Origin of the sequence: Pseudomonas sp. NEEL19, assembly GCF_028751975.1 — a bacterium.
GTDB lineage: Bacteria > Pseudomonadota > Gammaproteobacteria > Pseudomonadales > Pseudomonadaceae > Aquipseudomonas > Aquipseudomonas juntendi.
The window spans coordinates 4961902-4981888 of record NZ_CP081491.1; the positions used below are offsets into that span (position 1 = coordinate 4961902).

Below are 19987 nucleotides of genomic sequence, written 5' to 3' on the forward strand. Positions count from 1 at the left end.
CAATCAAAACAAAATAGACTGGTCTTCGCCGAGTCAGCCGCCTGTCGCCTGCTCGCAGGCCTGAGGAGATAGCAAGATGCCCAAGGTCGGTATGCAACCCATCCGCCGCCAGCAGTTGATCGAAGCCACGTTGCAGGCTGTCGACCAGGTCGGCCTGGGGGACGCCAGCATTGCGCTGATTGCCCGTTTGGCCGGGGTGTCGAACGGCATCATCAGTCACTACTTTCGGGACAAGAACGGCCTGATAGCAGCGACGATGGGTTACATCATGAATATGCTCAACGAAGGCGTTCGAGCACGTCGCCAGGCCCTGACGGACGACAGCCCGCGCGCTCACCTGAAAGTGATCATCGAGGGCAACTTCGATGCCAGCCAGGTGAACGGCCCGGCGATGAAAACCTGGTTGGCCTTTTGGGCTTCCAGCATGCACCAGCCCGATTTGCACAGGTTGCAACGGATCAACGACCACCGTTTGTACTCCAACCTGTGTTGCCAGTTTCGCCGTGCCTTGCCGCTTTACCATGCGCGCAAGGCCGCCCGTGGCCTGGCAGCCCTGATCGACGGTCTGTGGCTGCGCGGTGCCTTGTCGGGCGATGCATTCGACACTGGCCAGGCAGTACGGATTGCTTACGAATACATGGATCTACAACTGGCTAAGCAGCACACCCTGGGCACCAACGACCCGGCTGCTGAACAAGCGCGCACGGCCCTTGCCCACCCGGCAGGAGCGTGACGCAAAGCCAAACCACACACTGCACTTGCGAGGACACTATGGCCCGTTTCGGAACGCAAAAACTCTACATTGATGGCGCTTACGTCGACGCTGGCAGCGATGCCACTTTCGAAGCCATCAACCCGGCTACCGGCGAAGTCCTTGCCCACGTGCAGCGTGCGACCGAGGCTGACGTCGAGAAAGCCGTCGAAAGCGCCGAGCGTGGCCAGAAAGTCTGGGCTGCGATGACCGCCATGCAGCGCTCGCGCATCCTGCGCCGCGCCGTCGACATCCTGCGTGAGCGCAACGACGAGCTGGCCATGCTGGAAACCCTGGACACCGGCAAGTCGTACTCGGAAACCCGCTACGTCGACATCGTCACCGGCGCCGATGTGCTGGAGTACTACGCAGGCCTGGTACCGGCCATCGAGGGCGAGCAGATCCCGCTGCGTGAGTCGTCCTTCGTCTACACCCGCCGCGAGCCGCTGGGCGTGACCGTAGGTATCGGTGCCTGGAACTACCCGATCCAGATCGCCCTGTGGAAATCCGCCCCGGCCCTGGCCGCTGGCAACGCGATGATCTTCAAGCCATCGGAAGTCACGTCGCTGACCACCCTCAAACTGGCCGAGATCTATACCGAAGCCGGCCTGCCCAATGGCGTGTTCAACGTGCTGACCGGCAGCGGCCGTGAAGTCGGTACCTGGCTGACCGAGCACCCCCGCATCGAAAAGGTTTCCTTCACCGGCGGCACCACCACCGGCAAGAAGGTCATGGCCAGCGCCTCGAGCTCGTCGCTCAAGGAAGTCACCATGGAACTGGGCGGCAAGTCGCCGCTGATCATCTGCGCCGATGCCGACTTGGACAAGGCCGCCGACATCGCCATGATGGCCAACTTCTACAGCTCGGGCCAGGTATGCACCAACGGTACCCGCGTGTTCATCCCGGCTGAAATGAAGGCTGCCTTCGAAGCCAAGATCGCCGAGCGCGTTGCGCGCATCCGTGTTGGCAACCCGGAAGACGAAAACACCAACTTCGGCCCGCTGGTCAGCTTCCAGCACATGGAAAGCGTGCTGGGCTACATCGCCAAGGGCAAAGAGGAAGGTGCCCGCCTGCTGTGCGGCGGCGAGCGTCTGACCACCGGTGAGTTCGCCAAAGGCGCCTTCGTGGCCCCGACCGTGTTCACCGACTGCAGCGACGACATGACCATCGTCAAGGAAGAGATCTTCGGCCCTGTGATGAGCATCCTCACCTATGAAACCGAGGAAGAAGTGATCCGCCGTGCCAACGACACCGACTACGGCCTGGCCGCCGGTGTCTGCACCAACGACATCACCCGCGCCCACCGCATCATCCACAAGCTCGAAGCCGGTATCTGCTGGATCAACGCCTGGGGTGAATCGCCGGCCGAGATGCCGGTCGGTGGCTACAAGCAGTCGGGCGTAGGCCGTGAAAACGGCGTCAGCTCACTGGCCCAATACACCCGTATCAAGTCGGTTCAGGTCGAACTGGGCGGCTACGCGTCGGTCTTCTGACCAACAGCTGCAAGTAGCTAGGCTCAAGCTGCAAGAAAGAGCCGGTAGGCGTATGCCACCGGCCCTTGCAAGTCTCATCCATTCGCGAGCTTCACACGGCTGCCTTTTCTTGCAGCTTGTAGCATGAAGCTTGCCGCTCAAATGGGAGAAACCCATGGAATACGATTACATCATCGTCGGTGCCGGCTCCGCCGGTAACACCCTGGCCACCCGCCTGACCGAAGATGCCGGCGTCACCGTACTGCTGCTGGAAGCCGGCGGCCCCGACTACCGCTTCGACTTCCGCACCCAGATGCCAGCAGCCCTGGCCTTCCCGCTGCAAGGCCGCCGCTACAACTGGGCCTACGAGACCGACCCGGAGCCGTTCATGGACGGCCGCCGCATGGAGTGTGGCCGCGGCAAGGGCCTGGGTGGTTCGTCGTTAATCAACGGCATGTGCTACATCCGCGGCAACGCCATGGACTTCGACGGCTGGGCGGAACTGCCAGGCCTGGAAGACTGGACCTACCTCGACTGCCTGCCGTACTTCCGCAAGGCCGAAACCCGCGACATCGGCCCCAACGACTACCACGGCGGTGACGGCCCGCTCAGCGTCGCCACGCCCAAAGCAGGCAACAACCCGCTGTTCAACGCAATGGTCGAAGCCGGTGTACAGGCCGGTTACCCGCGTACCGAAGACCTCAACGGCTACCAGCAGGAAGGCTTTGGCCCGATGGACCGTTCGGTGACGAAGAACGGCCGCCGCTCCAGCACCGCCCGTGGCTACCTGGACCAGGCCAAGAAACGCCCGAACCTGACCATCGTGACCCACGCCCTCAGCGACCGTGTGCTGTTCGAAGGCAAGCGCGCGGTTGGCGTCACTTACCTGGTGGGCGACAGCGAAGAGCGCGTAGAAGCCCGTGCCCGCAAGGAAGTGATCGTCAGCTCCGGCGCCATCGCTTCGCCGCAGCTGCTGCAGCGCTCCGGCGTCGGCCCGCGTGCCCTGCTGGAAAGCCTCGACATTCCGGTGGTGCACGACCTGCCGGGCGTGGGTGAAAACCTGCAGGACCACCTGGAGCTTTACCTGCAGTACGCCTGCACCCAGCCGGTGTCGCTGTATCCGTCGCTGCTGTGGTGGAACCAGCCGGCCATTGGTGCCGAGTGGCTGTTCAACGGCACCGGCATTGGCGCCAGCAACCAGTTCGAGGCTGGCGGTTTCATTCGCAGCCGCCCTGAATTCAAGTGGCCGAACATCCAGTACCACTTCCTGCCGGTGGCGATCAATTACAACGGTTCCAATGGCGTGAAGGAGCATGGCTTCCAGGCGCACATGGGTTCGATGCGCTCCCCTTCCCGCGGCCGCATCCAGGCCAAGTCGAAAGACCCGCGCCAGCACCCGAGCATCCTGTTCAACTACATGTCCTCCGAGCAGGACTGGCAGGAATTCCGTGACGGCATCCGCCTGACCCGCGAAATCATGGCCCAGCCGGCACTGGACCCATACCGTGGCCGCGAAATCAGCCCTGGCGCGCATGTGCAAACCGATGAAGAGCTGGACAAGTTCATCCGCGAGCACGCCGAAACCGCCTTCCACCCGTCCTGCTCGTGCAAGATGGGCACCGACGACATGGCGGTGGTCGATGGCGAAGGCCGTGTGCACGGCATGCAGGGCCTGCGCGTAGTGGATGCCTCGATCATGCCGTTGATCATCACCGGCAACCTCAACGCCACCACGATCATGATCGCCGAGAAAATCTCGGACAAGATCCGTGGTCGCAAGCCGTTGCCACGCAGCACCGCCGAGTACTACGTGGCTGGTGATGCCCCGGTCAAAGGCAAGCCGATGCGTGAAGTGAAGCAGGCGTAAGCCTGCACCGGCCGCATCGCCGGCAAGCCGCCTGCCACAGGTTGAGCACCGGCAACATGACAAAAGGCACCCACCGCGGTGCCTTTTGCACATCTGCAGAAACGCTTTACATGCTGCCAATTCATCAGGTTAGAATCGATTGGCACGCGACTTGCCAGTCATTCCCCTTTCCAGCGTTATCCCGGAGTACCTGCCTTTGGATGCCAGCACCATCAACAGCCTGTTCCTGATCGGCGCATTACTGGTGGGCGCGAGTATTCTGGTCAGTTCGCTGTCGTCGCGCCTGGGCATCCCTATTCTGGTCATCATTCTCGCCGTGGGCATGGTCGCCGGTGTCGATGGTGGCGGCATCATCTTCAACAACTACCCGACCGCCTACCTGGTGGGCAACCTCGCCCTGGCGGTGATCCTGCTCGACGGCGGCCTGCGCACACGGGTGGCGAGCTTTCGCGTAGCGCTATGGCCGGCACTGTCGCTGGCCACGGTCGGGGTCATGATCACCACAGCCCTGACCGGCCTTGTTGCTGCCTGGCTGTTCAACCTGAGCCTGATCCAGGGCTTGCTGATCGGCGCCATCGTCGGCTCCACCGACGCCGCAGCGGTGTTTTCGCTGCTGGGCGGCAAGGGCCTGAACGAACGGGTTACCGCCACCCTGGAGATCGAGTCGGGCAGCAACGACCCGATGGCGGTCTTCCTGACAGTTACGCTGATCGACATGATTGCCAGCGGCCAGACCGGCCTGCACTGGAGCCTGCTCACCCACCTGCTGCGCGAGTTCGGCATCGGCGGGTTGCTGGGCCTGGGCGGCGGCTGGCTGATGCTGCAACTGGTCAACCGGATCAACCTGGCCGGTGGCCTCTACCCCATTCTGGTGGTGGCCGGTGGCCTGGTGGTGTTCTCGCTGACCAACGCCCTGCACGGCAGCGGCTTCCTGGCTGTGTACCTGTGCGGCCTGGTGCTGGGCAACAAGCCGATCCGCAGCCGCCATGGCATCCTGCACATGCTCGACGGCATGGCCTGGCTGGCGCAGATCGGCATGTTCCTGGTACTGGGGCTGCTGGTGACACCGCACGACCTGCTGCCCATTGCCCTGCCGGCACTGGGCCTGGCGTTGTGGATGATCCTGGTGGCGCGGCCTCTGTCGGTGGTGGCGGCATTGCTGCCGTTCAAGGCCTTCCACGGCCGCGAAAAAGGCTTCATCTCGTGGGTTGGCCTGCGCGGCGCGGTGCCGATCATTCTCGCGGTGTTCCCGCTGATGGCCGGCCTGCCGGACGCCCAGCTGTTCTTCAACCTGGCTTTCTTCATCGTGCTGGTGTCGCTGCTGGTGCAAGGCACCAGCCTGCCGTGGATGGCCAAGCTGCTGAAGGTGACGGTACCACCGGATCCGGCGCCCATCTCCCGCTCTGCGCTGGAGGTGCACATCACCAGCGAGTGGGAAATGTTCGTCTACCGCCTGGGCAAGGAGAAGTGGTGCATCGGCGCCGCCCTGCGCGAGCTGAAGATGCCAGAAGGCACACGCATCGCCGCCCTGTTCCGCGGCGAGCAGTTGCTGCACCCCTCTGGCAGCACCGTGCTGGAGGTCGACGACATGCTCTGCGTGATCGGCCACGAACACAACCTGCCGGCGCTGGGCAAACTGTTCAGCCAGGCGCCGCAGCGTGGCCTGGACCTGCGCTTCTTCGGCGACTTCGTTCTCGAGGGCGATGCCGAACTGGGTGCGGTGGCCGCACTGTATGGCCTGAAACTCGATGGCCTGGACGCGAAAATGCCGCTGGCGCAGTTCATCCGACAGAAGGTCGGAGGCGCTCCAGTAGTAGGTGACCAGGTGGAATGGCACGGCACGATCTGGACCGTGGCGACCATGGTCGGGAACAAGATCCAGAAAGTGGGCGTCAGATTCCCCGAAGGAACGCGACCCGGACCAGGATTGTTCCTCTAAACTTCGTTTCTGCCGGATCCACAAGTAGTCTGCCTATGTCCCTGCGCGCATACCTTCGCACAGCCCTGCTCGGGCTGTGCCTGTCCCTTTCCTTCGCGGCCACCGCGGCAGAACCGCCAACGGCTGCCAGCATTCAGAACAGCCTCGACAAGATTGCCGAGCGCAAGCTGCCCGAGGCCGACCAGAAAGCCTTGCAGCAGGTACTGGAACAGACCCTGAGCCTGCTGGCCAGCAAGGACGACAACGAGAAGAAGCTGGCCGCCCTCAAGCAGCAACTCAGTGCGGCACCCAAGGAAACCGACGACAGCCAGAAAGAGCTGGCCCGGCTCAAGCAAACCAAGGTTCAGCCGGTTGCCCAGCGCTATGCCAACCTCAACGTGCAGCAGCTCGAACAGATGCTCAGCGAGCGCAACACCCAGCAGGGTGAGCTGCAGAAGTCGCTGTCCGACGCCAACAGCCTGATCATCAACTCGCAGACCCGCCCCGAGCGTGCCCAGGCCGAAATCAGCAGCAACCAGACCCGCGCCCAGCAGATCAACACCATCCTCAAGACCGGCAAGGACGGTGGCAAGTCGATCAACGCCGACCAGCGCAACCAGCTGAACGCAGAACTGGCTTCGCTCAACGCGCTGACCCTGCTGCGCCGCCAGGAACTGGCCGGCAACAGCGTGCTGCAGGACCTTGGCAACGCCCGCCATGACCTGCTGATCGAGCGTGCCGCGCGCCTTGAGCAGGAAATCCAGGACCTGCAGACGCTGATCAACGACAAGCGCCTGGCCCAGTCCCAGGAAACGGTCACCCAGCAATCGATCGAGGCGCAGAAGGCGGGCGGCAGCAGCCTGCTGGCCACCGAAAGCGCAGCTAACCTGAAGCTGTCCGACTACCTGCTCAAAAGCACCGACCGCCTCAATGAGCTGACCCAGCAGAACCTGCGCACCAAGCAGCAACTGGACAGCCTGACCCAGGCCGACCAGGCGCTGGACGAGCAGATCAACGTGCTCAAGGGCAGCCTGCTGCTGTCCAAGATCCTCTACAAACAGAAACAGACCCTGCCACACCTGAAACTCGACCGTGACCTGGCCGACCAGATCGCCGACACCCGCCTGTACCAGTTCGAGGTCAGCCAGCAGCGCGAGGTGATGAGCAGCCCGGTGACCTATGTCGACAAGCTGCTGGCAGCCCAACCGCAGGAACAGGTAACCCCGCAGCTGCGCAAGGCCCTGCTGGAGCTGGCGATCACCCGCAGCGACCTGCTGGAGCGTTTGAACCGCGAGCTTTCGGCGCTGCTCAACGAATCGATCACCCTGCAGCTCAACCAGAAACAATTGCTGGGCACTGCCCAGAGCCTGCGCACCACCCTCGACGAACAGATGTTCTGGATCCCCAGCAACAAGCCCCTGGACTGGGACTGGCTGCGCACCGTGCCGCAACGGCTGGCCGACCAGGTCGCCAACCTGCCGTGGGCCTCCAGCCTGAGCGAGCTGACCGACGGCCTCAGCCACCGGCCGCTGCTGTTCCTGCCGCTGTTGCTGGTGATCGGCGCTCTGTTGTGGCGGCGCAAGTACCTGTACCAACGGCTGGGCAAGGTGCACCAGGACATTGGCCATTTCCGCCGCGACAGCCAGTGGCATACGCCACAGGCGATTCTTATCAATATCCTGCTGGCGATGCCGGTCAGCCTTGTCCTGGCGTTGTGCAGCTACGCCCTGCAAATCGACGCCCGCGGGCAGAACGCCAACCTCGGCGCGGCCCTGTGGCAACTGGCCCAGGCGTGGCTGGTGTTCTATACCGCCTACCGCATCCTTGCACCCGGCGGCGTGGCGGAAGTGCATTTCCGCTGGTACAAACCCCAGGTCGAGTTCCTGCGGGGCTGGGTACGCCGCCTGGGCACCGTGGTGCTGGCCCTGGTCGGGGTAGTGGCGGTGGCCGAGCACCAGCCGTCGGCGCTGGCCGACGATGTACTGGGTATTGGCGTGGTGCTGGCCTGCTATGCGCTGATGGCCTGGCTGCTCAGCCGCCTGCTGCTCAGCAGCCCGGCGCACCGTGACACTTCGCTGTTCCGCAAGGCGGTCGGCGTGGCGTTCACTGCGCTGCCTATCGCCCTGTTCGTCGCGGTGTGCTTCGGCTACTACTACACCGCCCTGAAACTCACCGACCGGCTGATCTACACCCTCTACCTGCTGCTGTTCTGGCTGGTGATCGAGGCCGCTTTCGTGCGCGGCCTGTCGGTTGCGGCCCGCCGCCTGGCCTACCAACGGGCACTGAGCAAGCGCGCGGCGGCCAAGGAAGGGCTGGACGGCGAAGTGGTCGTCGAAGAGCCGACCCTGGACATCGAGCAGGTCAACCAGCAATCGCTGCGCCTGATCCGCCTGGCCCTGCTGGGCGGTTTCATCGCTGGCCTGTACTGGGTATGGGCCGACCTGCTCTCGGTGTTCGCCTACCTCAACAACTTCGTGCTGTACGAATACACCAGCGGCACCGGCGCCGCTGCCAGCATGGTGCCCATCAGCCTGGGCGACCTGTTGGGGGCACTGGTGATCGTCGGTATCACCTTCGCCCTGGCCGGCAACCTGCCAGGCCTGCTGGAGGTGCTGGTGCTGTCACGCCTGAACCTTGCCCAGGGCAGCGCCTACGCCACCACCACCCTGTTGTCGTACACCATCGTCGGCGTGGGTATCGTCAGCACCCTGTCGACCCTGGGGGTCAGCTGGGACAAGCTGCAATGGCTGGTGGCGGCGCTGTCGGTGGGCCTGGGCTTCGGCATGCAGGAAATCTTCGCCAACTTCATCTCCGGCATCATGATCCTGTTCGAGCGCCCGGTACGCATCGGCGACACCATCACCATCGGCAACCTGTCGGGCACGGTGAGCAAGATCCGCATCCGCGCCACCACCATCACCGACTTCGACCGCAAGGACATCATCGTCCCCAACAAGACCTTCATCACCGGCCAACTGATCAACTGGTCGCTGACCGACACGGTCACCCGGGTCACGCTGAAGCTGGGCATCGACTATGGCTCCGACCTCGACCTGGTGCGCGAGCTGCTGCTCAAGGGCGCGCATGAAAACCCACGGGTGCTCAAGGACCCGGAACCGATCGTGTACTTCCTCAACTTCGGCGAAAGCTCGCTGGACCACGAACTGCGCATGCACGTGCGCGACCTGGGTGACCGCAACCCGACGCTGGATGAACTCAACCGCTTCATCAGCCGCGAGTTCAAGGCGCACGACATCAAGATCTCGGTACGCCAGGTCGAGGTGTTCCTGATGGACGCAGCCGGCGGCAAGCAGCAGCTGATACCGATGGAGCAGCCCAAACCCGATGGCACCCAACCTGTGTGAGTGGACGCCATAGGGCATGAACGCCCAGAATGCCTGCGAGGGCTTGGCCCTCGATCGCCGGCAAGCCAGCCCCCACAGCTGGGCCCCGCAAAGCGGCCCCAATGGCACCGACTTCCAGGAGCAGCCCGTGAAAGCCCTCGACCAACTCACTTTCGACAACCGCTTCGCCCGCCTGGGCGATGCGTTTTCTACCCAGGTGCTGCCCGAGCCCATCGCCGAGCCCCGCCTGGTGGTGGCGAGCGAGTCGGCCATGGCGCTGCTGGACCTCGACCCGGCCCAGGCCGACCTGCCTCTGTTCGCCGAACTGTTCAGCGGCCACAAGCTGTGGGACCAGGCCGACCCAAGGGCGATGGTGTACTCCGGCCACCAATTCGGCTCGTACAACCCGCGCCTGGGCGATGGCCGCGGCCTGTTGCTGGCCGAGGTCCTGAACGACGCCAATCAGCACTGGGACCTGCACCTCAAGGGGGCCGGCCAGACGCCGTACTCGCGCATGGGCGACGGCCGCGCCGTGCTGCGCTCATCGATCCGCGAGTTCCTCGCCTCCGAAGCCCTGCATGCCCTGCACATTCCCACTAGCCGCGCGCTGTGCGTCATCGGCTCGAGCACCCCGGTATGGCGCGAAACACGTGAAAGCGCGGCCATGCTCACCCGCGTGGCGCAGAGCCACGTACGCTTCGGTCATTTCGAGTATTTCTACTATACCAAGCAGCCTGAGCAGCAGCGGGTGCTGCTCGACCACGTCTTGCAACAGCACTACGCCGAGTGCGGCACCGCCGAGCAACCTTACCTGGCGATGTTCCGCACCATCGTCGAGCGCAATGCCGACCTGATCGCCCGCTGGCAGGCCTATGGCTTCTGCCACGGGGTCATGAATACCGACAACATGTCGATCCTCGGCATTACCTTCGACTTCGGCCCGTACGCCTTCCTCGACGACTTCGACGCCAATTTCATCTGCAACCACTCCGACGACCGTGGTCGTTACAGCTACGCCAACCAGGTGCCCATCGCCCACTGGAACCTTAGCGCGCTGGCCCAGGCGCTGACCACGGTGGTCGAGGTGGAGCCGTTGAAGCAGGCGTTGAGCCTGTTCCTGCCACTGTACCAGGCCCATTACCTGGACCTGATGCGCAGGCGCCTGGGCCTGACCACGGCCGAGGATGACGACATGGCGCTGGTCGAGCGCCTGCTGCAGTGCATGCAGCGCGGTGGTGTGGACTACAACCTGTTCTTCCGCCGGCTGGGCGAGCAACCGGTGGCCGAAGCGTTGAAGGTGGTTCGCAATGACTTCATCGACCTGGCCGGCTTCGATGCCTGGGGCGCCGATTACCTGGCCCGGTGCGAGCGTGAAGCCGGTAATGCCGAGGGGCGCCGCGAACGCATGCACGCAGTGAACCCGTTGTACGTGCTGCGCAACTACCTGGCGCAGAAAGCCATCGAGGCAGCTGAAGCGGGGGATTACAGTGAAGTGCGGCGGCTGCACCAGGTGCTGAGCAACCCCTTCGAGGAGCAACCCGGGATGCAGGCCTACGCCGAGCGCCCACCGGAATGGGGCAAGCACCTGGAAATCAGCTGCTCTTCCTGATTGGCGCTTTACCCCTGTGGGAGCGGCCTTGTGTCGCGATGGGCTGCCAAGCAGCCCCAATAACCTCGAGGAACCAACATGTCCGAACCACTGGTCATCCCCTGCCCCCACTGCAACGGCCTCAACCGCTTGCCTGCCGAGCGCCTGGGCGACGCGCCGAAATGCGGCCGCTGCAAACAGCAGGTCCTGCTGAGCGCCCCTTTCGAACTCACCGAAGCCAGCTACGCCAGGCAAATCAAAGGCGACCTACCGCTGCTGGTGGATGTCTGGGCCGACTGGTGCGGCCCGTGCAAATCGTTCGCCCCCACCTTCGAACAAGCCGCCCGCCAACTGTCCGGCCGCTGCCGCCTGGCCAAGCTCGACAGCGAAGCCAACCGCAACCTGGCCGGGCAACTGGGCATCCGCTCGATCCCCAGCCTGCTGCTGTTCAAGAACGGCCGCGAAGTCAGCCGTCAGGCCGGGGCGTTTCCACTCCAGGCGTTGTTGGAGTGGGTGCGCAGCCAGGGGGTTTAGTTTTCAAGCGCTTGCCAGCAGCGACTCATAGGGAATGCGAAGGCCATCATGCAGGCGCTTGATCATGGAAAGGCTCAGCCCGCGCTTCCCGCTCAGTACTTCCGAAACTCGCCCGCTTGGACCGATGTACGGTTCAAGATCTCTTGGCGTGAGCCCCTGCTGATCCATACAAAACTTGATAGCTTCGATGGGATTGGCGGGGTGAATGGGATAGTGCCTGTTCTCGTACACTTCGATCAGTGTCACAAGCACTTCCATTTCATCAGCCTCAGGCGTGCCCGCTTCAGACTGAAATATGGCTTCGAGGCGCTGGAATGCTGCTCGAAGATCGTCCTCGTTACGAATCGGCTTAATATTCACAGATTGTCTCCACGTCAATCTCGTCATAGCGCTTGTGCGTACCGACGAACTTCACCCAGGCGATACCGGCGCGGTATTGCATCTCAACCACAAGCCGGTACTTGTTACCCCCAATGTTGAAGACCACGCGGTTGTTGCCACAGATGCTCGCGTTGCCAATCTGGTCCTTTACATCCTGCGGCGTTCGCCAGACGGCCTTGATCGCTATATCGTGCCAACTTTCCAAAGGGGCCTTGGCATCCTCGTATCCGGGCAGCTCCCAGAACTTCACCAAGGTGCTTTTGGCTATGACGCGCATGCAAGCAAATCTCCCGTTTTGGGAGATTATGCGTCGGAATCAGAGGTGGTGCAAGGAAGCGGGCTAGATGCCTACTCGCTGCGCTCCAGCAAATCATGCAACTCGACAAACTGCTGCGTCAGCTTGTGCCTGGGCTCCAGGTGAATCAGCGGCAGGCTGGCGTGGTGCGATTCACGCATCTTCACCGAGCTGCCAAGGTACACCGGCAGCACCGGCAGCCCTTCGGCCAGCAGTTCGTCGAGCATCTGCTGCGGCAGGCTGGCACGCGACTGGAACTGGTTGACCACGATGCCTTCGACTACGAGGTCTTCGTTATGGTCTTCCTTGAGGTCTTCAATTTCGGCCAGCAGGCCGTACAGGGCCTGGCGCGAAAAGCTGTCGCAGTCGAAGGGGATCAGCACACGGTCAGCCGCGATCAGCGCCGAAACCGCATAAAAATTAAGCGCCGGCGGGGTGTCGATGTAGATCCGCTCGTAATCCTCGTCCAGCTCATCGAGCAGCTTACGCAGCTTGTTGATCTTGTGCTTGGCCTCGAGCTTGGGCTGCAGGTCGGCCAGTTCAGGCGTTGCAGTCACCACATGCAGGTTGTCGAACGGGGTTTCATAGATATCCACCCTGTTCTTCTTGCTGAATGGCCCGCTGGACAGACTCTGCTTGAAGAAATCGGCGATACCCATGGGGATATCCTCACCCGTCAGCCCGGTGAGGTACTGTGTCGAGTTGGCCTGGGCATCCAGGTCGATCAGCAGGGTCCGGTAGCCTTCATTGGCACTGACCGCCGCCAGGTTGCAGGCGATGCTCGACTTGCCCACGCCACCTTTCTGATTGAACACCACGCGCCGCATGGTTGACCTCCGTGTTTCAACGAATGCCCGAGTATGTGGCGGTGTCGCCGCCATGGCCAGTGCCATTCGCCTGAAGCAGCTGCGCAAACGCCTTGGCCATGGCCGACCCGCCGCCTTCGCGCTGCACCAGCCACACCGCGGTCATCGCCCCCTCGTCGAGCAAGGTGCGGTACACCACCCCTTCGATACGCATGCGCTGGAACGAGGCCGGCAGCACCGACACCCCCAACCCCGCCGACACCAGGCCGATGATGGTCATCGCCTCCCCTGCCTCCTGGGCAAAATGCGGGCTGAACCCGGCCTGCCGCGCCAGGCTCAGCAACTGCGCATGCAAGCCGCTGCCATAGCTGCGCGGGAAGAATACGAACGGCTCATGGGCCAGCGCCGCCATGTGCACGCCTTGCCCGCTGGCTTCGGCCAGCGGGTGTGAGGCATTGATCACCGCCACCAGTGGCTCGCGAAACAGCTCGGTGGCCAGCAACCCTTCCGGCAGCGGCATTGGCCGCATCAGGCCGACTTCGATGGACTCATCGAACACCCCTTCGGCAACATCGCGGCTGCTCATTTCCTTGAGGTTCAGGTGCACTGCGGGGAAGCGCTGGCGAAAGGCATGAATGGCCTTGGGGATCTTCGATGTGAACGGGGCCGAGGAGGTAAAGCCGATCTTCATCTCGCCCAATTCACCCAGTTGTGCACGCCGCGCCACATCCGCCGCCTTCTCCACCTGCGCCAGCACCTGGCGCGCCTCGCCCAGGAACAGCCGGCCTGCCTCGCTCAGCTCGACCCGGCGGTTGGTGCGCTCGAACAAGCGCGCCCCCAGCTCCTGTTCCAGCGCCTGGATCTGCTGGCTCAGCGGCGGTTGCGAAATGCCCAGTTGCTGGGCGGCGCGGCCGAAGTGCAGCTCTTCTGCCACGGCAATGAAATAACGCAGATGGCGCAGTTCCATGGGTTGCTCCAAACAAGTCGCAAAACATCTCAAATAGGTCGAACAATATATTGGATCTAATCATTAGCCAGCTATATGCTTTTTTCATTGCACCAGAGGTACCCGCCGTGAAAACTGCTGTAGCCGCGCAGCCCATCGAACTCGAACCTGCCACCTTGACCGACATGTGGATCGAAAAAGGCACCCCCGCCTTCATGAAGACCGTGCTGGCCCTGTTCAGCGGCGGCTTCGCCACCTTCGCCCTGCTGTATTGCGTACAGCCGATGATGCCGTTGCTGTCTAAAGAATTCGCCATCAACGCCGCACAGAGCAGCCTGGTGCTGTCGGTGTCGACCGCGATGCTGGCGTTCGGCCTGCTTGTCACCGGCCCGATCTCGGACCGCATCGGCCGTAAGCCGGTGATGGTGTTCGCCCTGGTGTGCGCCGCGCTCTCCACCCTGGCCAGCGCGGTGATGCCGAGCTGGGAACTGGTGCTGGCCACCCGCGCGCTGGTCGGCCTGTCGCTGAGCGGCCTGGCAGCAGTGGCCATGACCTACCTGAGCGAAGAGATCCACCCCCAGCACATTGGCCTGGCCATGGGCTTGTACATCGGCGGCAACGCCATTGGCGGCATGAGCGGGCGGCTGATCACTGGCGTGTTGATCGACTTCGTTAGCTGGCACACAGCCATGCTGACCATCGGTGGCCTGGCCCTGGGCGCCGCCTTGGTGTTCTGGAAGGTGCTGCCGGAGTCACGCAATTTCCGCCCGCAAACGATGAGCCCGCGCAGCCTGCTGGACGGGTTCGTCATGCATTTCAAGGATGCCGGCCTGCCCTGGCTGTTCCTGGAGGCCTTCCTGCTGATGGGTGCCTTCGTCACCCTGTTCAACTACATCGGCTACCGCCTGCTGGCCGAGCCCTACCACATGAACCAGGCGCTGGTCGGCTTGCTGTCGGTGGTGTACCTGTCCGGCATCTACAGCTCGGCGCAGGTCGGCGCCTTGGCGGACAAGCTGGGCCGACGCAAGGTGTTCTGGGCCAGCATCGTGGTCATGGCGTGTGGTTTGCTGATGACCCTGGCCAGCCCACTGGCCATGGTGATCGTGGGCATGCTGGTGTTCACCTTCGGCTTCTTTGGCGCGCACTCGGTGGCCAGTAGCTGGATCGGCCGGCGGGCGCTGAAGGCCAAGGGGCAGGCGTCGTCGCTGTACCTGTTCAGCTATTACGCCGGCTCGAGCGTGGCCGGTACGGCGGGCGGGGTGTTCTGGCACCAATGGGGCTGGAATGGCATCGGCCTGTTCATAGGCAGCTTGCTGGCAGTGGCGTTGCTGGTGGCGCTACACCTGAGCAAGTTGCCACCGAAGTCGGGGTGAGGCATTCGCGGGCACGCCCGCGAACTGGCCCGGGGATCAGTTGATGATTTCGACGATATCCACATCCACTTCACGGCTCATCAGGTGTTTCTCCACCTCACCGGTCAGCTTGACCTTGGTCTTGTCGTTGAACGGCGTCGGTGGCAGGTCTTCATCATCGATTTCCACGGTGATGGTGCCGGTGTTGTCCTTGAATTCGTATTTGTCGTCGTTGTTGATCTTCTTGGTGACGAAGCCCTGCAGCACCACCGGCGTGTCATCGGCGGCATCGTTCGCAGCGGCCACGGTGGTTACTGCTTGCGCACCCGGGCCGGTATAGCCGGCAGCCAGGGCAGCAGTGCTGAACAGCGGGGCGAGGATCAGGGCAAGGTAACGGGTTTTCATGGAGGCAGGTCCTGTTTCGGTTTGGATGGGAACAGCCTACCGAAGCTGGCTGAATCCAATCTTAATCGCCCCAGGCTTCGTACAGTTCCAGCGCCAGCTGCACCTGCAACTGCTCGCCAGTCACCTGTAGCTGCACACTGCGCAGCTGTGCGCCGTCACGTTCCAGCGTGTGTAGCCAGCTCAGCACTGCCGTGGGCTGGCCTTCGAGGCTGACGTCGAGCTGCGTGGCCCGAGCCTGCAGCCCGAGAACGCGCAACCCGGCGGCCAAGGCACGCTCATTGAGCGCGGCGGGCGTCAGTGCCCGCACCGCTTCGCGCCCCCCGACCGGCGCTGACGCCACCTGCTGCAACTGCCCGGCCAGCTCCAGCGCCTGCCCATGGGCAAGCTCGGCCTGCAGCGAACGCTGCTTGCCAGGCACCCAGGCCAGTTGCCAGAGCACCAGCATGGCCACACCCCATAGGGTGACCCTGATCAGTGCCCGGCGAGTGGCAGGTAGCGTTTGCCATTGGCGCACAAGGGCCTGCTCAAACCTGCGCTTCATCGAGTCCCGCTCCAGGTCAGGGTTGCCCGCACCCCTTGGGCGGTCTGCCGGGCCTGGTCCATCAGCACGGCAGGGGCCAGCAGGCGCAAGCGCTCGAGGTCATCGAACCCTAGGGCCAGCACATCCATACGCCACCCTTGCGCCGGACTGAACGCGGCCCGCTCGAGGGTGATGTTCCCGGTTTCCACCAGCGGCTGCGCGACGGCCGCCAGGCCTTCCATGCGGGTGGTCGCACGAGGGCCGGCCTGCAACGCCCTGACGCGCACCGCCAGGTCACCGGTGACGGGCTGCCCGGGCGCCCACCGCTGGAATGCCTGAACGTTTTCGGCATGCTGTTGAGCCACGCGTTGCAACAGCCCCTCGACACGCCAATGATCGGCCACGCACAGCATGGCGAAGCCTAGCAGCACTGCGCCCGACAACGCCGACCAGGGTAACGCCAGGCGCTGACGGCGGAATGGCCCCTGGCGCAGGTCCAGCGCCTTGGCTCGCCCTTGCAGCAAGGTCTGGAAGGCATTGTCGACCCTGTGGTTGACCAGCGGTTGCCCGCCATCGGCAGCGGCGGCCTGCCAGGCCATCGGCGGCAATTGCCGCGCCACGATTTCGGCTGCCTGGGGCGTGGCGACCAGCCACGGCCCACCTCCGCCGCCCACCAGCCAGCGCCCATCAAGCCACAGTGCACTGGGCTGCTTGCCACCCAGCAGGTCGGCATCGACATGGATCGCGACCGGGTCGATACCCAGCGTTTGCAACAGGGTCAAAACATTGCGCAGCACCTGACGCTCTATCACCAGCGCACGGCGGTGCCCTTGCATATCTGCTGCGGCAAAAACCAGGTGCACCGATTCCAGCGCCGCTGCCAACTGCTCTTCGGCGGCGTAGGCCAATGCTTCAGGCTTCGGCCGCTTGCCTGGCACGGGGCCGATTTCGCAACTGCCGAGCATTTCCATCGGCAAGACAAGGATCACAGGGCCGGCCAGGGTCGCCCCGAGCGCGTCCAGACGCGTCTTGCGCACGCTGCCATCGCCTGCTCGCAGCCACACCGGCCACTGCGCATCGGCCGCCGCAACGCCCGCGGGCAATAGGTACAGCCAGGTTTCACTCATCTGCTCTTCGCTCCCGCATTGCAGTAAATACACGCCGCACCACACGAACCTGGTGCGTGTTCAAATCGATCTCCAGGTCGCTGTACAGGTACATGCGCCTACCCGCCTGCTGTGCCTGCACCTCAAGGCGAAACCAGCGGCTGGTCACGGCAAGCCCGCGCCGGTTCACGCCCACGCCGTCCAATTGCGCAGAGGCCAGAAAACGCTCCACTGTCGGGTAGCCCGCCTCGGGGCGTTGCCGTACCAGGTCGGCAGCCACCGCTGGCGACAACTCGGCCAGTGCTGCCAACAGACGTGCCGGGGCCGTATTGATGTTGAGCCGCGCCTCCTTGGGCAACACCACTACCCAAGGCTGCAAACGCGCCATCACCTCGGCAGTGACGCCCGGCAGGGCCCGCAACTGGGTAGGGTCCAGCAGCGGCTGGCCCGCCAGCGCCTCCAAGGCCGGCGGCGCCACCTGCAGTGCATGGCACAGGCGCTGCCAACGCTCGAGCAGCAAGGGGTCGGGGGTTTTACCTGCGGTCAGGGCGCCGAGGTTGAAGCGCCCTGCGAGGTCCTCCAGCTGTAGTTGCACCCGGCCTTCGCCCAAGGTCAACACACGGGGTTGGCCCCAGCCCTGCCGCCCGTGGGTCACCTGCAGGATCTCCCCTACCTCACCCCGCAGCCTCGCAAGCGCCTGTTGTTCGCCGGCTTGCGCCAGGCGCAACAGGCGCGTGGCATCGAGCTGCTGGGCAACACCGCCAAGCAGCAGGCGATGGCTGTGCAACATGCCGGCTACCAATAACGTCAGCAGCGCCATCACCAGCAGCACGGTAATCAGCGCCAGCCCCTTCTGCCGTTGACGCTTCACTGGCTGGCCCCGCCAAGCGGCAGTACCCGCCGAATCTGCGCCAAGCGCCGGGTGGACAGGGTCACCTCCAGCGCCTGCGGTGGCAGGGCCCGCCGCTGGGCCATTGGCCAATGCGCCTGCCAGCCGCTACCGGGTACATGCAGGCGCCACTGCAGTTCGCCCACACCTTCGAGCAAACGCTGCGGGCGCGGCTGGCCCTGCCCCTGGGTGCGCCGCTGGCGCCACAGCACGCCGTCGGCGAGCCAGTATTCGACCACCCTCAGTTCGCTGCGCTTGAGCGCCTGGTGGTCGGGTTCGCGGGTCAGCCAATGGGCCCGGTCGCCGTTCAGCAGGATGCCGTAACCGCCCTTGCCCAGGCTCGCCGGCAGATACCCTTGCAAGGCATCGCGCTGGATCAGGCTCATGGCCCTGCCCAGCGCATGCAACTGCTCGGCCTGGGCCTGGCGCGCACGCTCGGCCCGCATGACCACATCCAGCACACGCGCACTGCCCACCGCCAACAAGGCGAAGAGGGCCATGGCCAGCAGCAGTTCGATCAAGGTGAAACCGCGCTGGCGGGGCCTAGCGTGACGCATCGCTGCCCCCCTGCCACCCGGTGGCCTGGTGCAACACCTGGCGATCGGCCGCAAGGCCCACGCGCACCTGAACCTCCAGCAGGCCAGCCGCGCCCAGCCGTTGCCGGCTTTCCTGCAGCGTCCAGCGACGCTGGCCGAACATCACCTCCACACTGCGCTGGCCGGGCGCCAGGGCCGGTTGCAGGCGCATTTCCAGCAGGTGGTTGTCGGCGACCCAGCTGGCAAAAAGACGGTCCTGCAACCCCTGCGACTGCACCAGTATGCGCTGGCTGGCCGTGCTCACCGCCACGGCCAGCACCGCGAAGATCGCCAGCGCCACCAATACCTCGAGCAGGGTGAAGCCGCGTTCAGGGCTGGAACTGCGGGGCATTGAGACCATCGCTCGACAGGGAGACCAGGCGCACGGTGTCGGCCTCGAAATACAGGGAAAACGGCGTGTGCTCGTCATTGCCGTACATCACCAGTTGCGGCGCCTTGCCAGGCACGGCGGGTGGCACTGGCAGCCCATCGATCTGCAGGCGCAGGTCCAGGCCAATATCGCGCTGCTGGCCCGCGGGCTCCCAGCTGTCACCGCGGGCCTTCAGCAGTTGATAGCCTTGCGGGTCGATTCGGATACCCAGCGCCACGCCCTCCAGCACAGCCTGTTGCCGTGCGTGTTGCACCAGTTGCAAAAACAGGTTGGCCTCCTGGCTGGCCAGGCGCTGCGGGTCGCGCCCGATACCGAACCCCGCCATCCCCATGACGATGCTCAGCAGCAGCAGGACCAGCAGCAGTTCCAGCAGTGTGAAGCCTTGCGCGCGTGGCCGTTTCATTCAGACCAGTTACCGATATCGGCATCCATCTGTTCGCCGCCCGGCTGCCCGTCGGCACCCAGCGAGTAAAGGTCATACCCCTGGTTCGATCGGCTGCCCGGGTTCACGTACTGGTAAGGCGAGCCCCAAGGGTCGGTAGGCGTACGCTTCAGATAGCCCTGGGCACTCCAGTTGCGCGGCAATGGCGCCACGCTGGGGCGTGTTACCAAGGCGTCCAGGCCTTGCGCGGACGTTGGATAACGGCCGTTGTCCAACCGATAGATTTCCAGCGCGGTGGCGATCGACTGCAGGTCGGTGCGGGCCGCGGTCAGCTTGGCATGGTCGGGACGGCTCATCACGTTGGGCAGCACCAGTGCGCCAAGCACGCCCAGGATGATGACCACCACCATGATTTCGATGAGTGTGAAGCCACGTTGCGCGTGGCGTGTAGAACGAAGGGACATG

General features: G+C 63.9%; 20 protein-coding genes. 8 read left to right on the forward strand and 12 right to left on the reverse strand.

Annotation, left to right across the window (positions count from 1 at the left end; genetic code table 11):
* Nucleotides 1–76: 76 nt before the first annotated feature.
* The 7 genes from betI (at nt 77) to trxC (ending at nt 11474) form a co-directional block, all read left to right on the forward strand.
* Nucleotides 77–733 (forward strand): transcriptional regulator BetI, encoded by a 657-nt coding sequence (gene betI, locus K4A76_RS22015; RefSeq protein WP_009684989.1) that lies wholly within the window; start codon nt 77–79, stop codon nt 731–733.
* 38 nt (nt 734–771) lie between these two features.
* Nucleotides 772–2244, forward strand: a complete 1473-nt coding sequence (gene betB / locus K4A76_RS22020; RefSeq protein WP_274411136.1) for a betaine-aldehyde dehydrogenase — start codon at nt 772–774, stop codon at nt 2242–2244.
* 154 nt (nt 2245–2398) lie between these two features.
* Entirely contained in the window at nt 2399–4090 is a 1692-nt protein-coding gene (betA, locus tag K4A76_RS22025) for a choline dehydrogenase (protein ID WP_054912240.1), read from the forward strand.
* Between the two features lie 196 nt (nt 4091–4286).
* Nucleotides 4287–6029, forward strand: coding sequence for a potassium/proton antiporter (locus K4A76_RS22030; protein ID WP_054912241.1), 1743 nt, complete (start codon nt 4287–4289; stop codon nt 6027–6029).
* Nucleotides 6030–6064: 35 nt separating this feature from the next.
* Nucleotides 6065–9373 (forward strand): mechanosensitive channel MscK, encoded by a 3309-nt coding sequence (gene mscK, locus K4A76_RS22035; RefSeq protein ID WP_110677603.1) that lies wholly within the window; start codon nt 6065–6067, stop codon nt 9371–9373.
* A gap of 127 nt (nt 9374–9500) precedes the next feature.
* Nucleotides 9501–10961 carry a protein adenylyltransferase SelO gene (selO, locus tag K4A76_RS22040; RefSeq protein WP_274412318.1) on the forward strand — a complete coding sequence of 487 codons (1461 nt, stop codon included), beginning with the start codon at nt 9501–9503 and terminating at the stop codon, nt 10959–10961.
* Nucleotides 10962–11039: 78 nt separating this feature from the next.
* A complete protein-coding gene (gene trxC, locus K4A76_RS22045) occupies nt 11040–11474 on the forward strand; it encodes a thioredoxin TrxC (RefSeq protein WP_274411137.1) in 435 nt (144 codons plus the stop codon).
* Nucleotides 11475–11477: 3 nt separating this feature from the next.
* Here trxC and K4A76_RS22050 read toward each other — a convergent pair whose 3' ends face one another.
* From K4A76_RS22050 to K4A76_RS22065, 4 genes are all read right to left on the reverse strand, one after another.
* Nucleotides 11478–11834: a helix-turn-helix domain-containing protein gene (locus K4A76_RS22050; RefSeq protein ID WP_009684982.1), complete on the reverse strand. Its 357-nt coding sequence runs from the start codon at nt 11832–11834 to the stop codon at nt 11478–11480.
* Entirely contained in the window at nt 11824–12132 is a 309-nt protein-coding gene (locus K4A76_RS22055; RefSeq protein ID WP_274411138.1) for a type II toxin-antitoxin system HigB family toxin, read from the reverse strand. The genes K4A76_RS22050 and K4A76_RS22055 overlap by 11 nt, the downstream gene beginning before the upstream one ends.
* A gap of 71 nt (nt 12133–12203) precedes the next feature.
* On the reverse strand, nt 12204–12977 hold the full coding sequence (locus K4A76_RS22060) for a ParA family protein (RefSeq protein WP_110677605.1): 774 nt from the start codon (nt 12975–12977) through the stop codon (nt 12204–12206).
* A 16-nt stretch (nt 12978–12993) separates the two neighbouring features.
* Nucleotides 12994–13923, reverse strand: coding sequence for a LysR family transcriptional regulator (locus tag K4A76_RS22065; protein ID WP_054912246.1), 930 nt, complete (start codon nt 13921–13923; stop codon nt 12994–12996).
* A gap of 107 nt (nt 13924–14030) precedes the next feature.
* On the opposite strand from K4A76_RS22065, the gene K4A76_RS22070 reads away from it, so the two are divergent.
* Nucleotides 14031–15275, forward strand: coding sequence for an MFS transporter (locus K4A76_RS22070; RefSeq protein ID WP_029885849.1), 1245 nt, complete (start codon nt 14031–14033; stop codon nt 15273–15275).
* A gap of 36 nt (nt 15276–15311) precedes the next feature.
* Here the strand turns inward: K4A76_RS22070 and K4A76_RS22075 are convergent, their stop codons facing one another.
* The 8 genes from K4A76_RS22075 to gspG all read right to left on the reverse strand — a co-directional run bounded on the left by K4A76_RS22075 (nt 15312) and on the right by gspG (nt 19986).
* Entirely contained in the window at nt 15312–15659 is a 348-nt protein-coding gene (locus tag K4A76_RS22075; RefSeq protein WP_047149598.1) for a YgiW/YdeI family stress tolerance OB fold protein, read from the reverse strand.
* 61 nt (nt 15660–15720) lie between these two features.
* Nucleotides 15721–16200, reverse strand: coding sequence for a hypothetical protein (locus K4A76_RS22080; protein WP_274411139.1), 480 nt, complete (start codon nt 16198–16200; stop codon nt 15721–15723).
* Nucleotides 16197–17306: a type II secretion system protein GspL gene (gspL, locus tag K4A76_RS22085; protein ID WP_274411140.1), complete on the reverse strand. Its 1110-nt coding sequence runs from the start codon at nt 17304–17306 to the stop codon at nt 16197–16199. Before gspL ends, K4A76_RS22080 begins: the two co-directional genes overlap by 4 nt.
* On the reverse strand, nt 17299–18156 hold the full coding sequence (locus tag K4A76_RS22090; RefSeq protein ID WP_274411141.1) for a general secretion pathway protein GspK: 858 nt from the start codon (nt 18154–18156) through the stop codon (nt 17299–17301). The genes gspL and K4A76_RS22090 overlap by 8 nt, the downstream gene beginning before the upstream one ends.
* Complete coding sequence (gspJ, locus tag K4A76_RS22095) at nt 18153–18731, reverse strand: type II secretion system minor pseudopilin GspJ (RefSeq protein ID WP_054912250.1); 579 nt, start codon at nt 18729–18731, stop codon at nt 18153–18155. Before gspJ ends, K4A76_RS22090 begins: the two co-directional genes overlap by 4 nt.
* Complete coding sequence (gene gspI, locus K4A76_RS22100; RefSeq protein ID WP_173891399.1) at nt 18718–19101, reverse strand: type II secretion system minor pseudopilin GspI; 384 nt, start codon at nt 19099–19101, stop codon at nt 18718–18720. Before gspI ends, gspJ begins: the two co-directional genes overlap by 14 nt.
* Nucleotides 19079–19543, reverse strand: coding sequence for a type II secretion system minor pseudopilin GspH (gene gspH, locus K4A76_RS22105; protein ID WP_274411142.1), 465 nt, complete (start codon nt 19541–19543; stop codon nt 19079–19081). The genes gspI and gspH overlap by 23 nt, the downstream gene beginning before the upstream one ends.
* Complete coding sequence (gene gspG / locus K4A76_RS22110; RefSeq protein ID WP_054912252.1) at nt 19540–19986, reverse strand: type II secretion system major pseudopilin GspG; 447 nt, start codon at nt 19984–19986, stop codon at nt 19540–19542. Before gspG ends, gspH begins: the two co-directional genes overlap by 4 nt.
* Nucleotide 19987: the final 1 nt, after the last annotated feature.

Bases quoted from the DNA above. Each gene is read 5' to 3' on its own strand.
- betI (WP_009684989.1), top strand. From the start codon at position 77: ATGCCCAAGGTCGGTATGCAACCCATCCGCCGCCAGCAGTTGATCGAA.
- betB (WP_274411136.1), top strand. From the start codon at position 772: ATGGCCCGTTTCGGAACGCAAAAACTCTACATTGATGGCGCTTACGTC.
- betA (WP_054912240.1), top strand. From the start codon at position 2,399: ATGGAATACGATTACATCATCGTCGGTGCCGGCTCCGCCGGTAACACC.
- mscK (WP_110677603.1), top strand. From the start codon at position 6,065: ATGTCCCTGCGCGCATACCTTCGCACAGCCCTGCTCGGGCTGTGCCTG.
- trxC (WP_274411137.1), top strand. From the start codon at position 11,040: ATGTCCGAACCACTGGTCATCCCCTGCCCCCACTGCAACGGCCTCAAC.
- K4A76_RS22055 (WP_274411138.1), bottom strand. From the start codon at position 12,132: ATGCGCGTCATAGCCAAAAGCACCTTGGTGAAGTTCTGGGAGCTGCCC.
- K4A76_RS22060 (WP_110677605.1), bottom strand. From the start codon at position 12,977: ATGCGGCGCGTGGTGTTCAATCAGAAAGGTGGCGTGGGCAAGTCGAGC.
- K4A76_RS22065 (WP_054912246.1), bottom strand. From the start codon at position 13,923: ATGGAACTGCGCCATCTGCGTTATTTCATTGCCGTGGCAGAAGAGCTG.
- K4A76_RS22075 (WP_047149598.1), bottom strand. From the start codon at position 15,659: ATGAAAACCCGTTACCTTGCCCTGATCCTCGCCCCGCTGTTCAGCACT.
- K4A76_RS22080 (WP_274411139.1), bottom strand. From the start codon at position 16,200: ATGAAGCGCAGGTTTGAGCAGGCCCTTGTGCGCCAATGGCAAACGCTA.
- gspL (WP_274411140.1), bottom strand. From the start codon at position 17,306: ATGAGTGAAACCTGGCTGTACCTATTGCCCGCGGGCGTTGCGGCGGCC.
- gspJ (WP_054912250.1), bottom strand. From the start codon at position 18,731: ATGCGTCACGCTAGGCCCCGCCAGCGCGGTTTCACCTTGATCGAACTG.
- gspI (WP_173891399.1), bottom strand. From the start codon at position 19,101: ATGCCCCGCAGTTCCAGCCCTGAACGCGGCTTCACCCTGCTCGAGGTA.
- gspH (WP_274411142.1), bottom strand. From the start codon at position 19,543: ATGAAACGGCCACGCGCGCAAGGCTTCACACTGCTGGAACTGCTGCTG.
- gspG (WP_054912252.1), bottom strand. From the start codon at position 19,986: ATGTCCCTTCGTTCTACACGCCACGCGCAACGTGGCTTCACACTCATC.